This is a genomic window from Microbispora bryophytorum, from assembly GCF_043197435.1.
In the GTDB taxonomy this organism is placed as follows: domain Bacteria; phylum Actinomycetota; class Actinomycetes; order Streptosporangiales; family Streptosporangiaceae; genus Microbispora; species Microbispora bryophytorum.
Window position 1 is genome coordinate 95,364 of sequence record NZ_JBICTF010000011.1, and the last position, 12,486, is coordinate 107,849.

Below are 12,486 nucleotides of genomic sequence, written 5' to 3' on the forward strand. Positions count from 1 at the left end.
TCATCCTGATCGGCGATCAGTGCCCGTGGTTCTTCAGGTGGTAGCTCTTGGGCAGCTCAAGGCCGCGGTCGGCCATGACCTCGCGCAGACGGTCCGGGTAGTCGGTGATGATGCCGTCCACGCCGGCGTCGATCATCGCGTTCATCGTCGACTTCTCCTCGACGGTCCACGGGATGACCTTGATGCCCAGCTGGTGCGCCTCGTCGACCAGCGCCTTGGTCACGTAGGGCTTGTAGTCGGCGTCGCCCACCTCGCCGCCCTCGGGGGTGCCGGGCAGCGGCGAGAACGCCGACGCGCCGAACGACTTGATCGCCTTCAGCGGGTCGCCGCCGAAGTCCGCGAGGTTGATGCCGCCGAGCCAGATCTCGAGGCCGGGGATGCCGTCGTAGACGGGGTTGGTCAGCGCCACCAGGGGCAGCCGCGGCTCGACCTGGTGCATCCGCATGAGCGCGCCCCAGTCGAAGCTCTGGATGGTGACCTGCTTGAGCATCCCGGCCTCGCGGATCTCCTTCGCGGCCTCCTGGACGAACATCTCACGCGGCTGCGTCTCGGTCGTCCCGACCTCGTACTTGGTCTCGATGTTCATCATGACGTCCTTGGCCTTGTAGGCCTTGACCAGGTCGAAGACCTCGGTCAGCAGCGCCATGTGGGCCCCGGTGGCGGGCTTCTGGCCGGGCCAGACCTCCAGCGTCTGGCCGCAGTCCATGGTCTTGATCTGCTTGACGGTCAGGTCCTTGATGAACTTGCCGGCGTACGGATACTCCGGGTCGCCCTTGAAGGCCGGAGCGGTGTCCTTGCACTTGCGGCCGTCGATCTGCCGGTCGTGCGAGACGACCGCCTTGCCGTCCTCGGTGATCGCGATGTCGAGTTCCAGGGTGCTCACGCCGAGTTCGAGCGCGTTGGCGAAGGCCGGAATCGTGTTCTCCGACATCAGCGCGGCGCCGCCCCGGTGCGCCTGGAGGTCGAGCACGCGCTTCCCGTGACCGGGACCGTTAGCCGGGCCGTTGGCCGGGCCGTTGGCGGGGCCGTTGCCAGGACCGTTGGCCGGCTTGCCGTGGGCGGCGTCGGCCGAGGCGATCCCCGGCAATGCGACCATCACGCCGCCGAGCACCGCGACGACCGCGGCCTTGCGCAATGCACCCAATGTGTCATCCCCCTGTGAGTAGTGCTGCTGCGGGTACGGCCGGGCAAGACGGGCCCGACCACCGCACAAAGATCACAGAGCAGCGCAACAGAAGGGGATACAGCAGTTGTAATCGGGACGAAAGTTGTATGAGCGTCCTAAGTGGCTGTATCACCCTGAGAGACGTACATCGTCGGACTGTGGCGATCTCGCCGGTCGCCGGGGTCATGCGACGGAGTGGGTGACGACGCCGGTGTAGGTGCCGGCGGTCACACCGGAGAAAGGGATCGACAGCACCAGGGTGGGGTTCCAGCTGGCGTTGTTGATCCCCGCCACGGCGGTGTGGGAGAACGCCGTCCGCGGGGCGGCGAGGGTGACCCTGCTCGCGGCGGTCGGCTGGCCGGGGATGAAGGTCCCGCCACCCTGGGTTGTACTCGCCGGGCCGGACCAGTAGCTCATGTTGGCCCGGCCGATGGTGACCACCGGCGCGGTGGTGCGGGTGTAGTTGGTCGAGGAGACGGTGGCCGTCCATGCGCCCGAGCCGGGTTCGCGGCGGTCGGTCACCGTCACCGTGCCCATCTGCGTGCTGGGCTGGCTTCCAGGTGGCCCGCTGCCCAGCGACACCGCGACGGGAGCGGTGATGGTCAGCTCTCCCGCCCTGGCCAGGACGTAGGTGGCCGGTGCGACAGTCGCGGACGCCGAGGGGGCGGGCAGGGCGGCGGCCAGGACGATCGAGGTGGCGAGGGGGTTGATGCGTCTGCGCATTTATGCCCTTCGGGGTTCGGGATGGGATCCGGCCCTGCGGCGGCGCCAGGTCAGGACACCGGCGGCCACGAGACCCAGTGCGACGACGATCGAGGGGAGGATCAGCCGCGACGCGCCGGACGGGGTGACGGGCCGGCCGATACCGGCCTTGGGGAAGACGACGGTCGCGGAGACCTCGCGTTTGATCAGGCCGCTCTGCACGACCATGTCCACCTTCCAGGGGCCCTCAGGCAGCCGTGCGTCCATGACGACGGCCAGCCGCCCGGTCTCGCCCGGGCGCAGCGCGACGCCCAGCTGCGCCGGGTAGGGTCCGGCGCGCAGCCCGCCCGGCCCGTCGGACAGCGACAGCGAGCCGGACAGGTCCAGGGCCCGGCCGCCGGTGTTGTGCACCTGAGCGGCCAGGACCGGGCGACCGGTGGCGTCCCGCTCCGGAGTGAGACGGTCGATGCTCATGTTGGACGGCGGCTCGCCGCCCGGGCCGATGTCGAGGTACATCCGGATGCCGACCCGGCTGGCCAGGCCGATGTTGTGCACCTGGTCCGGCTCCGCGGTGGTCTGCGCCCAGATCACCCCGTACCGCTCGCCCTTCCACGCGTCGGACGGCACGCGGGTGGTGAACCAGGCCCGGCGGGCCTGCCCGGGGGCCAGGTCGATCTCCGCGGGCGCGATGCTGGTCCAGGTCGTCAGTTCGTTCGGGGTCCGGTCGGGGGCGAAGACGAACGCGTGGCCGCGGATGTCGGCCGCCGCCGGATACAGCGAGACGCGCATCCGGTGGCCGCTGGTGTTGGACACCTCGATCCGCCGCTTGATGGTGGTGCCGGGATCGAGGTGATCGACCACGCCCTTGAGCGCGCGAGGGTCGGCGCGGCGGGCGACGGGTGCGTCGACCAGCCGGATGCCCAGCCCCTGCCCGGGATCCCCCCGATCCGTGGCCGCCGCGGCGGCCACGGCGGCCACGGCGGCCACGGCGGCCACGGCGGAGGGGCCCGGGACGGCCGCGAGCGCCGCGCCTGCCGTGCCCGCACCCGGAACGGCGAGCAGGACGCCCGCGACCCAGCCGATGAGTCGATCAGGCAACAGAGTGCGTCACCGTGCCCGTGTAGGTGCCGAGACCGGCCGACAGCGGGATGGTCACCGAGATGGTCGGATTCCAGGTCGCCTGGCTGTTGCCCGTGCCGCCGGTGTAGGTCATCGCGACCCGCTGCACGTCCAGGGTCCCGCCGGGGCCGGGCGTCAGCGTCCCGTTGCCGACGATCAGCGTGCCGGGACCCGGCGTGTAGGTCGCCGCGGAGGCCGGGACCGTGTCGCTCGGGCCCGCGAAGGCCGTGGACGACACCCGCGCCGTCCAGTCCGAGGTGGGCACACCGCCTCGGGCGTCGGTCACCGTGACCGTGCCGATCGGCCCGCTGACCGTGCCGCCCGCTTGGGCACTGCCCAGACTCACCGGACCGGCGGGCGCCGTGATCGTCAACGCACCCGACGTGACCGTGAAGGTCACCGTCGTGTCCGCGGCCGTGGCGGCCGGACCGGTCAGCACCGCCAACCCGAGCGCGATTCCCGAAACCAACGCGAGCGGCCTGAGTCGCATGCTCGTCCCCCGAATATGTCAACGCCCAGAGCATGGGCGGCAGCACCAGAGATCACTTCAGGGGACACGATAGAAAGCGGAGGGCGTTTCCGCCGGGCAGGACGCACCCATGAATACGGTCACCGACCCCATCGCGACCGAAGCTTGAACGCGCCCGGACGCCGTCGACGTCCCTCCGGCGAGACGGTGTGGGTGATCGGCGGCTCGAAGGTCAGGCGCCGGTCCGCCGAGCTCGATGTTCTGACACACTGCCTGGCCGGGACCTGATAACTACCTTCGTGAAGGAAATCTGACCTGATGACGCAGCATGCGAACTTCCTGTGGGGCACGGCGACCTCGTCGTACCAGATCGAGGGCGCCGTGGCCGAGGACGGGCGCACCCCGTCCATCTGGGACACCTTTTGCGCGACTCCTGGCACGGTGACGGACGGCGACACCGGAGCCGTCGCGTGCGATCACTACCACCGCATGCCCGAGGACGTGGCGATCATGGCCGAACTCGGGATGGACGTGTACCGCTTCTCCCTCGCCTGGCCCCGGGTGCAGCCGGACGGCACCGGCGGGGGCAACCCCGCGGGGATCGCCTTCTACGACCGTCTCGTCGACGAGTTGCTGGCCAAGGGCATCCGCCCGTGGGTGACGCTCTATCACTGGGATCTCCCCCAGGCCCTGGAGGACGCGGGGGGCTGGCCGAGCCGCGACACCGCATACCGTTTCGCCGACTACGCGGCCATCGCCTACGACGCGCTGGGCGACCGGGTGGACCAGTGGACGACCCTGAACGAGCCGTGGTGCTCGGCCTTCCTCGGCTATATGACCGGCCAGCACGCCCCGGGGCGCCAGGACGCCCGCGCGGGGATGGCCGCCCTCCACCACCTGCTGCTGGGACACGGGCTGGCGACCCGGGCGATCCGCGACAGGGCGGAGGCGAGCGGCCGCTCCGACCGGCTGGAGGTGGGCATCACGCTCAACCTCGCGCCCAAGATCCCCGCGAGCGACTCCCCGGCCGACGTCGCCGCCGCCCGCTGGGCGGACGGGTTCGACAACCGGCTGTACCTCGACCCGCTGCTGCGGGGTGAGTATCCGGCCGACATCGCGGACAAGCTCGACGAGCTGGGATGCCCGCTCCCGGTCAGGGACGGCGACCTCGCGCTGATCGCGCAGCCGCTGGACGTGCTCGGCGTCAACTACTACTCCTCGCAGGCCGTACAGGCCGGGCCGGTGGGTCAGAACGGCTGGCCGTCGCCGGTGGCTCTGCGCCGCGACGTCCCGCGCACCGCGATGGACTGGGAGGTCACCCCCGCCGCGCTGACGGATCTACTGCTCCGCCTCGAACGGGAGTATCCCGGTCCGGCCTGGTACATCACCGAGAACGGCGCCGCGTACGCCGACGTGCCCGACGAGAACGGTTACGTGGACGACGTCGAGCGGGCGGAGTATCTGCGGGCGCACATCGACGCGACGCTGGAGGCCCGCGCGCGCGGCGCGAACGTCCGCGGCTACTTCGCCTGGTCGCTGCTCGACAACTTCGAGTGGGCATTCGGCTACGACCGCAGGTTCGGCATCGTCCGGGTCGACTACGACACGCTCCGCAGGACGCCGAAGCGCTCCGCGCGCTACTACGCCGAGCGCGTCGCCGCGGAGAAGGAGAAGGCGGAGAAGGAGCGGGCGTGATCACCGTTCTCACCCGCCACCTCGGCTGCGGCAGCGGGAGCGCGAAGACCGGATCCGCTCCTGAGCGGGGAAAACCGCGATGCTAACGTAAGTCAGTCGCTTGATTTAGGCGCGCACCACCCCGATCGCGCAACGGAGAACCCGCGCATGTCCCCTGCCTCCGTCGCCCACGCAGCGCGCCGGCTCAGAGGCGCCGCCGTCGTCGGCGTGGCCGGAGTCGCACTGTTCGCCCTCAGGGACAGGATTCCCGACCCGGACGCGGTCTGGGCGTCGGTTCGAGGCGTGAACCCGGGCTGGCTGGCCGTCGCCGTTGTCGCCGAGGGCCTCTCGATGAGGCTCTTCGCTGGGCTGCTGCGCCGCCTGCTCAGGAGCGGCGGCGTCAGGCTCACCCGGCCACGCTCCGTGGCCGTCGCGTACGCGCGCAACGCCGTGTCCAGCTCCCTGCCCGCCGGACCGGTGCTCTCGGCCGCCTTCACCATCCGTGAGCTCGGCCGGCTCGGTGCGTCCAAGCCGCTGTCGGTGGCGACGCTCGTGCTCAGTGCCGTGTACTCGACCGCCACTTTCGCCGTGCTGGGGCTGGTCGCGCTGCTGGGCGGCGACGCGACCCGGGGCCCGGCGCTGATCGCGCTGGGCGCCGTCGCGGCGGCCGCCGTCGCGGTGGTGCGGCTGCGCCGGCGACCCGGCGGGCACCGTTCCTGCGCCTCCCCACAGGTTCTCGCCGCCAGGGACGCGCTCAGGCCCGCCGGCGGCGACCGCCTGGTCCTCGCCGTTCTCGCGCTGGCCAACTGGCTTATGGACGTGGCCTGCCTGGCCGCGGTATGCGCGGCGGCGGGGGTCGCACTGGGGCCGCACACCGTGCTGCTCGGCTACGTGGCGGGCAAGGTCGCCACGACGGTCGCGGTCATCCCCGGCGGGCTCGGCGTCACCGAGCTCGGCATGGCCGCCACGTTCGTCGGAGCGGGCGTCACCGGCAGCATGGCGGTGGCCGTCGTCGCGCTCTACCGGCTGATCTCGTACTGGGCCGTGCTCGCCGTCGGCTGGGTCGCCTGGTTGCTGCTCCACGACGGGGTCCGGGCCCGGCTGGCCGCGCCCGGACGGTGGCTGCTCGGCCTCGTCGGCCACCACGAGGACGAGGCGGGCGTGCGTCCGGCGAGGTGACGCTCACCGATCCCGGGAAACGGGCGCGAGCCACAGTCCGACGAGCGCGTCGATCAGCCCGGTGGCCGTGCCGTGCCAGCTGGATCTGGACGTGGAGGCGCCTTCCGCGAGAGCGCGCTCGCGTTCGGCGCACACGTGCGTGATCAGTTGCCGCGTCATCTCGCCGCGCTCCGCCCGGACCTCGGCGGGCAGCTCGGGCAGGCAGCGGATGAACCCGTCCGCCGCCCGTCGCAGCGAGGCGTGCGTCTCCTCGGCGACGATCGCACGCAGCGCGGGATCGGTCACCAGTTGGGCGAGGAAGCGGGCATACCAGGTCGGGTTGCCCTGCGCGGCCAGATGCTCGGTGACCGGGCGGACCAGGCAGGCCACCCAGTCGCGTACGTCGGCGGAGTCGCCGACGTCGGCCAGCATCCGCTCGCGTATCCGATCGACCGGCTCGGCGTGTCTGCGGGTGATCGCGCGTACGAGATCCGCCTTGGTGCCGAAGTGGTAGCCGACCGCGGCGTTGTTGCCCTGCCCCGCGGCCTCGCTGACCTGCCGGTTGGACACGGCGAACACGCCGTGCTCGGCGAACAGCCGCTCCGCCGCCGACAGAATCCGCTCGCGGGTCACGCTGACCCGTTCGGCCCGTAACCTTTCCGTCACCCTCACCACCGCATCGGAATCGGTGCGGTAAGTCAAGCGATTGAATTGAATGTCTTCCCCCGGCGTTCGCGGGCGCGGACCGCCAGGGTCACGGGCACGGCGTGGCCGAGCACTCCGATGCCCCAGCCCAGGACGGGCCAGATCGGCCACGGATACCAGACGTCCGCGGCCCGTCCGACGGCGAGCCAGACGGCCACCATGAGAAGCGATGTGCCGGCATAGACGCCGGCGTGGATGCGCACGCCGAGCCTGGCCGCCCTGGCCTTGCGGGCCCGGCGCCGCGCCCGGTCCCTCGACGTACGCAACTCGGCCGGCAGGTCGGCGAGGAGGACGTCGAGCTCGGTGCGGTGCCGCGCTCGCGTAGCGACGTCGAGACGCTCGTCGAACTCCTCCTTGGTCAGGTAGCCGGCGCCGAACGCGTCGCCGAGCACTTCGACGGCACGGTCGCGCTCGGCGGCGCCGGCCAGGGGCGCGGTTGCCGGGGCGGCGGGTCTGGAGCGCAGCGCTGTGCCGGAGTCGGTGGTCAAGGGAGCCTCCAGGGACCGGGCGGGCGATTTGCCGCGAACGTTGATAACCTCAGCGTCGCATAAACGCATTAGCTACTGCAAGATGCTAGAGTTAACATGTGTAAACACAAGAAGGGAGACAGGCCGATGGAGGGGTCCTCGACGACCGGTCCTTCACGACGCCAGAGGGTGCGCGACGCCACGTTGCGCGAGCTGATCACGGTGAGCCGCGAGATCCTGACCACCCAGGGCGCGGAAGCACTGACGATCCGGGCGGTCGCCCGGGAGATGGGGATGACCCCGCCCGGGGTCTACCGCTACTTCGACGGCCACCGCGCCCTCCTCGACGCGGTCATCGTGGCGATCCTGGACGAGCTCACCGAGTTCGTCGCCGCCAGGACCGACGAGGTGGACGAGGCGGACACGGCGGGCAGGCTCGTGGTCGCGAGCAGGGCGCTGCGGCGCTGGGGGGTCGAGCACCCCCGGGAGTTCCACCTCTCCCTGGTCGTGTCCCCGCCGGAGGAGGAGAACCAGGCCCTCGGCCATGCACGACGCCAGGTGGGCAGGCTGTTCGGAGAGATCTTCGCCGGAGCCTGGAGGGACTACGGCAGCGCCTCCCCCGCTCCCTGGCCTCGCGAGCCCCAGATCGAGCCGCTGGCCGAGCGGCTCGTCCGGATCCTGGAGGTCTCAATGCCCTCCACGGCCGCCGCGGCCGCCTTCACCCGCTGCTGGATGCGGCTCTACGGAATGGTCTGCCTGGAGTCGCTCGGCCTTCCGCGAGTCGTCGGCGACGAGAAGGGCGATCTGTTCGAGGCGGAGCTGGCCGAGCTCGCGCGGACACTCGGCCTTCCCGAGACCGCCCTGGACACCGGCCGCTGACCCCCCCGCCGTCCCCGTACGCCCCATCACGTTCGGACAGGAGATCCCATGACCCCCCTGCAGCTCAGCCAGCCGACCCAGGTGATCGCCGGCGTCGTCCTGCTGACCATCGTGACCATCGAGTTCGGCGGGTGGTTCCTCACCCGGATCGTCCGCGGCGCGGTGCCGATGACGCCCTTCCAGCAGACGTTCGCCCGTGCCGGCCACGCGCACGCGGGGGTGCTGGTCACCCTGGGGCTGGTGTGCCTCCTCTTCGTCGACGCCACCGGCCTCGGCGGCGCCACCCTGTGGATCGCCCGGCTCGGCGTGCCGGCCGCCGCCGTGCTGATGTCCGCCGGGTTCTTCCTGTCGTCCATCGGACGGGACGTGACCCGGCCGAACCGTCTGATCATGCTGCTCTGGCTGGGCGCGCTCTGCCTCGCGGCGGGCGTGCTGACCCTCGGCATCGGCCTGCTGACGAGCTGACCGGGCGACCGCGGCGACCGGTGGGAAGAACCGCGCATGACACCCGATCCCGGGGGTAAGCGAGAGCAAGAGAGTGCGCTACGGGGCCCGCGCGGGACGGCGGCGGACAGACCGCCCGTCACGTCCCGCGCGGGCCCCGCTCACGTGTGATGGCCGGTGATCCGGCTGGGCGCGAAGAGAACGCCGGGGGCATGTGCCGTCCGCCCTGTGCCCCTCCACCCACCCTGTGCCCCTCCGCCCTCGGGGTTCGCCTACTCTGACGTCAGAGTAGGGTGAGGGCTGGTCACGTGGTTCTCCCGGCCGACGCGCTGCCGTCCCGCGACGTCCAGTCCCCGCGCCCCGCGTCGTCACCGCCGGAAGACCAGGCGTCCGGGCGGCCCCGCCGCCCACCGGGGCCCGCCCGCGCGGGAGCCTCCTCAGCGGCGGGTCCGGCCACACGAGAGACCGCACGTGGAGAGGAGGACGATGTCCGTCTACCGCGTCATGATGTACAGCGGGTTTCAGCGCACCCTCACCGCCGACCGCGTCGTCGTCAACGGCGACAACATCTGTTTCGAACGGAGCAGGAACGGGTCCTGGGTGGCGGCGCTCCAACTGCCGACGCAACTGGTCACCCGGGTCCGCCGGCGGTGCGTCCGGCCGGACGGCACGGTGATGTGGAGCGTCGAGGATCCGGAGCCCAGCACCTACTGATCGCGAGCGCCGGCCGCCGGGTGGTTATTGCCCTACAACCTGCCGTAAGAGTAGGGTCTGCCCCGCTTGTGATGGAACTCCGCTTCGCCGCGTGCTCGTCCGTCGCAGGCGACGCCACCGCACGGCCCGCCTGGCCCTTCCCCCTCGCCGGGCGCGCCGTCGCGGTGGGAGCGGCGCCGCCGCCGACTTCCACCGGGGCGGGTCAAGGGCCTTATGCTTGTGCTCCCCTCCAGCCGGGCTCCTGGACGACAGGTGTCTTCGCCGAAGAGTTCCAGGGCGCCGTTCCGCGAAACCCCACCCGTACGTGAGGGTAGCCCGTGGGTGGCGGCGGTACCCGCATGGGGGCGGTGACCACGGCGGCAGGAAAGGTGAGCGGAGCGATGCCTGAAGGTCTGGCCCAGATCGGCGAGGTCGCCGAGCGGCTCGGGCTGTCCCTGCGCACCATCCGCCATTACGAAGAGGTCGGCCTGATCGTGCCCGCCCGCACGCAGGGGGGTTTCCGGCTCTACAGCGAGCAGGACGTGCAGCGCCTGGCGCTGATCAGGCGGATGAAGCCGCTGGGGTTCACGCTGGAGGAGATGCGCGACCTGCTGGAGATCACGGACCGGCTCGCCCGCGACGACGACGAACCCGGCCTGCTCGCCCGGCTGCAGCTGTTCGAGAGGGCGGTCGCGGAACGCGCCGACAAACTGCGCGAGCAGCTCGCGATGGCCAGGGAGTTCGCCGAGCAGCTCCGGCGTCAGCGGCTGAACGCCCCGAAGACCACGTCCGCCCGCTGATCCGTCTCCCTCGCGCCCGGGAGCGGCCTGCCGGGAGAGCCTTTACCGTGAGGGCCCGTCAGGGTGGCTACGCGCTCGTCCGGCCCATGAGCGCGCCACCCTCCACGACGTCAGGTAATGGTTCGTTATACGGATACCCGCCCTCGCCTTGGGGATAGCAGGCGGTCCTGCGGCATGCCTAATCTGCGATAAGTGACGCCCTGTCCGACCGTTTGACGCACCGCGGTACGAAGCGTCGGGGGCGCTTCGCCGATGGAGGTGCCGGCTGGTGACGAAGGAGCACGACACGATGAACTCGCAGACCATGGAGCGCGCCGGCGCCCGCACGGCCGAGACGGTCGTTTCCGGATACACGTGTCCGGTGCCGCACTCTCCTCAGGAGATCTGCGGCCTGCGACACCGTGCGCTCGGCGTCCTGGTGGCCTGGGGAACGCCCGGGCACGCCGCGCAGGAGGCCGTGCTGGTGATCTCCGAGATGGTGACCAACGCCGTGCTCCACGCCCTGCCGCCGGCCGAGTTCCGGCTCCTCCTCCGCTCGGAGGGCGATCACGACGTCATCCGGGTCGAGGTCACCGACGCCGGAGCGGCACCGGTGTGGCCGGGGGCCGCGGCGCCCCCGGACGAGAGCGGGCGCGGCGCCGTCGTCGTCGACGCCCTCGCCATCCGGCACGGCTGCGTGCACCGTCCCTGTGGCACGACCACGTGGTGGGCGGACCTGCCGGCCCGCTGAGCGGCCCCGCGCCCGCGCTCAGCGGCGCAGCGTCTCCGACGGCGACTCCCCGAAACGCCGGCGATAGGCAAGGGCGAACCGCCCCAGATGGACGAACCCCCACCGGTAGGCGACGTCGGTGACCGTGGTGGCGCCCGGATCGCAGACCCTGAGCTCGGCGCGCACCCGCTCGAGGCGCACCTCCCGCAGGTAGCTCATGGGCGTCGTCTCCAGCTGACGCCGGAACCCCTCCTGGAGCGCCCGCGTGCCGACGCCCACCGCCTCGGCGAGCTCCTCCACGCTGAGCGGTTCCGCCGCCCGCGCCTCGATCACGTCCACCGCCCGTTCCACCGCCGTCGGCGCGACCCGGGGCTGCACGGCCGACAGCGCCTCGCTGTAGTTGCTGGGCTGGGCCAGCAGCAACTGTGTCATGAGCAGCCCCTCCAGCTGCCCGAGCGCGACGGGCTGCTCCAGCATGGCGCCGCCGGTCTCCGCCTCTCGCCTGAGCAGCTCGACGACCGAGAGCCACGATCGGGCGGGGGGCCGGGTCAGGTCCAGCCCGAGCGAGAAGGTGAGCGGCCTGCGGGGCGTGCGCCCCAGGAGCTTGCCGAGGTGGGCTTCGAGCACCGCCCGGCCGAAGCGGACGATCATCGACTCGTGGCCGGGGGCCCATCGCATGGACATGGGCCGCGTCAGCGACAGCACGGAGGCGAGCTCGGGCGTCGACACGATCCGATCACGGCCGTGGGACACCTCCGCCGCGCCGGCCAGCGGGATCTCGACGAGCAGGTAGCTGTCCACCGGCTGCGGCGTGATCAGCACCTCCGTGCCGTAACGGAGCGAGTACAACCCCACCCCGTCGAACGCCATCCCGTTCAAGCGGGTGTCGAGCCGGGTCTCCGAATTCACCGGGCGCAGCCCGTGGTCGCCGAGCTCGTTTCCGACCCGCGCACGGGCCTCGTCGACGTCGTGTGTGTGCAGCCGCAGATGCGCGGCGAGTGGTAGCGACTGTTCGGCCATATCGCCTCCCCCAGCGGGCAGGCCTCCCATTCCCGCAGGTGGCGGGCGCGAGACAAGCCTACGCGCGCGCCCGCCGGGGTGGGACACGGCCGCGATGAGGACCGGCCGGACGGTCAGATGAGGCGGCGGGAGACGATCCCGCTGCCGACGTCGTGGCCGCACCACAGGCGGAAACGCTCCCCGGGGCGCAGATACTCGACCGCGTCGTCGTCGGTGGTCGCGATGGTCACCACATGCAGCCGGTCTCCGGGGGTCAGCGGCTCCTCATCGTCCGCCGTGATCGCCGCCTGGAACGGCCGGCTGGACCGGCTGTCCTCCTCCCCCGCACAGGCGCAGATCACCAGCGACTGGGTGCGGGAGGGAAGTTCGTGCGGCAGACCGCCCTGGTCGGAGGGGAGGAGCGTGATCAGTGCCTTTGCCCGGACGGTCATCGAGACCACCAACTTTCACGCGGCTACTGCGCAGTGACCATTGCACGGTGA

The 12,486-nt window shown here is 71.4% G+C and carries 15 protein-coding genes; 7 read left to right on the forward strand and 8 right to left on the reverse strand.

Features of this window, described 5'->3' with window-relative positions:
- Positions 1 to 16 precede the first annotated feature (16 nt).
- The 4 genes from ACGFIB_RS30705 to ACGFIB_RS30720 form a co-directional block, all read right to left on the reverse strand.
- The gene (locus ACGFIB_RS30705) at positions 17 to 1,144 is read right to left on the reverse strand and encodes a glycerophosphodiester phosphodiesterase family protein (protein WP_393376609.1); all 1,128 of its coding nucleotides are present in this window, start codon (positions 1,142 to 1,144) and stop codon (positions 17 to 19) included.
- 204 nt (positions 1,145 to 1,348) lie between these two features.
- Complete coding sequence (locus ACGFIB_RS30710; protein WP_393376611.1) at positions 1,349 to 1,888, reverse strand: hypothetical protein; 540 nt, start codon at positions 1,886 to 1,888, stop codon at positions 1,349 to 1,351.
- Positions 1,889 to 2,965, reverse strand: a complete 1,077-nt coding sequence (locus ACGFIB_RS30715) for a hypothetical protein (protein ID WP_393376613.1) — start codon at positions 2,963 to 2,965, stop codon at positions 1,889 to 1,891.
- Positions 2,958 to 3,476, reverse strand: coding sequence for a hypothetical protein (locus tag ACGFIB_RS30720; RefSeq protein ID WP_393376614.1), 519 nt, complete (start codon positions 3,474 to 3,476; stop codon positions 2,958 to 2,960). Before ACGFIB_RS30720 ends, ACGFIB_RS30715 begins: the two co-directional genes overlap by 8 nt.
- Before the next feature lie 297 nt (positions 3,477 to 3,773).
- Between ACGFIB_RS30720 and ACGFIB_RS30725 the strand changes: the two genes are divergently transcribed.
- Positions 3,774 to 5,150 (forward strand): GH1 family beta-glucosidase, encoded by a 1,377-nt coding sequence (locus tag ACGFIB_RS30725; RefSeq protein WP_393376616.1) that lies wholly within the window; start codon positions 3,774 to 3,776, stop codon positions 5,148 to 5,150.
- A gap of 147 nt (positions 5,151 to 5,297) precedes the next feature.
- Complete coding sequence (locus ACGFIB_RS30730; RefSeq protein ID WP_357265214.1) at positions 5,298 to 6,308, forward strand: lysylphosphatidylglycerol synthase transmembrane domain-containing protein; 1,011 nt, start codon at positions 5,298 to 5,300, stop codon at positions 6,306 to 6,308.
- 3 nt (positions 6,309 to 6,311) lie between these two features.
- Here the strand turns inward: ACGFIB_RS30730 and ACGFIB_RS30735 are convergent, their stop codons facing one another.
- Both ACGFIB_RS30735 and ACGFIB_RS30740 read right to left on the reverse strand, forming a co-directional pair.
- Positions 6,312 to 6,959: a TetR/AcrR family transcriptional regulator gene (locus ACGFIB_RS30735; protein ID WP_393376618.1), complete on the reverse strand. Its 648-nt coding sequence runs from the start codon at positions 6,957 to 6,959 to the stop codon at positions 6,312 to 6,314.
- Positions 6,960 to 6,985: 26 nt separating this feature from the next.
- Positions 6,986 to 7,480 (reverse strand): DUF1707 domain-containing protein, encoded by a 495-nt coding sequence (locus ACGFIB_RS30740; RefSeq protein ID WP_357238634.1) that lies wholly within the window; start codon positions 7,478 to 7,480, stop codon positions 6,986 to 6,988.
- A gap of 126 nt (positions 7,481 to 7,606) precedes the next feature.
- Between ACGFIB_RS30740 and ACGFIB_RS30745 the strand changes: the two genes are divergently transcribed.
- The 5 genes from ACGFIB_RS30745 (at position 7,607) to ACGFIB_RS30765 (ending at position 11,005) form a co-directional block, all read left to right on the forward strand.
- Positions 7,607 to 8,338: a TetR/AcrR family transcriptional regulator gene (locus tag ACGFIB_RS30745; RefSeq protein WP_357238632.1), complete on the forward strand. Its 732-nt coding sequence runs from the start codon at positions 7,607 to 7,609 to the stop codon at positions 8,336 to 8,338.
- 48 nt (positions 8,339 to 8,386) lie between these two features.
- Complete coding sequence (locus ACGFIB_RS30750; RefSeq protein ID WP_142573630.1) at positions 8,387 to 8,803, forward strand: hypothetical protein; 417 nt, start codon at positions 8,387 to 8,389, stop codon at positions 8,801 to 8,803.
- Between the two features lie 465 nt (positions 8,804 to 9,268).
- On the forward strand, positions 9,269 to 9,496 hold the full coding sequence (locus tag ACGFIB_RS30755; protein WP_142573628.1) for a hypothetical protein: 228 nt from the start codon (positions 9,269 to 9,271) through the stop codon (positions 9,494 to 9,496).
- A gap of 380 nt (positions 9,497 to 9,876) precedes the next feature.
- Positions 9,877 to 10,275: a MerR family transcriptional regulator gene (locus ACGFIB_RS30760; RefSeq protein WP_142573626.1), complete on the forward strand. Its 399-nt coding sequence runs from the start codon at positions 9,877 to 9,879 to the stop codon at positions 10,273 to 10,275.
- A 268-nt stretch (positions 10,276 to 10,543) separates the two neighbouring features.
- Positions 10,544 to 11,005 carry an ATP-binding protein gene (locus tag ACGFIB_RS30765; RefSeq protein ID WP_208762357.1) on the forward strand — a complete coding sequence of 154 codons (462 nt, stop codon included), beginning with the start codon at positions 10,544 to 10,546 and terminating at the stop codon, positions 11,003 to 11,005.
- Between the two features lie 18 nt (positions 11,006 to 11,023).
- Here ACGFIB_RS30765 and ACGFIB_RS30770 read toward each other — a convergent pair whose 3' ends face one another.
- On the reverse strand, positions 11,024 to 12,004 hold the full coding sequence (locus ACGFIB_RS30770) for an AraC family transcriptional regulator (protein ID WP_357238629.1): 981 nt from the start codon (positions 12,002 to 12,004) through the stop codon (positions 11,024 to 11,026).
- Between the two features lie 113 nt (positions 12,005 to 12,117).
- The gene (locus tag ACGFIB_RS30775) at positions 12,118 to 12,435 is read right to left on the reverse strand and encodes a hypothetical protein (protein ID WP_357238627.1); all 318 of its coding nucleotides are present in this window, start codon (positions 12,433 to 12,435) and stop codon (positions 12,118 to 12,120) included.
- Positions 12,436 to 12,486: the final 51 nt, after the last annotated feature.

Coding starts and splice junctions, on each gene's coding strand:
- ACGFIB_RS30710 (WP_393376611.1), bottom strand. CDS start 1,888: ATGCGCAGACGCATCAACCCCCTCGCCACCTCGATCGTCCTGGCCGCC.
- ACGFIB_RS30720 (WP_393376614.1), bottom strand. CDS start 3,476: ATGCGACTCAGGCCGCTCGCGTTGGTTTCGGGAATCGCGCTCGGGTTG.
- ACGFIB_RS30725 (WP_393376616.1), top strand. CDS start 3,774: ATGACGCAGCATGCGAACTTCCTGTGGGGCACGGCGACCTCGTCGTAC.
- ACGFIB_RS30730 (WP_357265214.1), top strand. CDS start 5,298: ATGTCCCCTGCCTCCGTCGCCCACGCAGCGCGCCGGCTCAGAGGCGCC.
- ACGFIB_RS30745 (WP_357238632.1), top strand. CDS start 7,607: ATGGAGGGGTCCTCGACGACCGGTCCTTCACGACGCCAGAGGGTGCGC.
- ACGFIB_RS30750 (WP_142573630.1), top strand. CDS start 8,387: ATGACCCCCCTGCAGCTCAGCCAGCCGACCCAGGTGATCGCCGGCGTC.
- ACGFIB_RS30755 (WP_142573628.1), top strand. CDS start 9,269: ATGTCCGTCTACCGCGTCATGATGTACAGCGGGTTTCAGCGCACCCTC.
- ACGFIB_RS30760 (WP_142573626.1), top strand. CDS start 9,877: ATGCCTGAAGGTCTGGCCCAGATCGGCGAGGTCGCCGAGCGGCTCGGG.
- ACGFIB_RS30770 (WP_357238629.1), bottom strand. CDS start 12,004: ATGGCCGAACAGTCGCTACCACTCGCCGCGCATCTGCGGCTGCACACA.
- ACGFIB_RS30775 (WP_357238627.1), bottom strand. CDS start 12,435: ATGACCGTCCGGGCAAAGGCACTGATCACGCTCCTCCCCTCCGACCAG.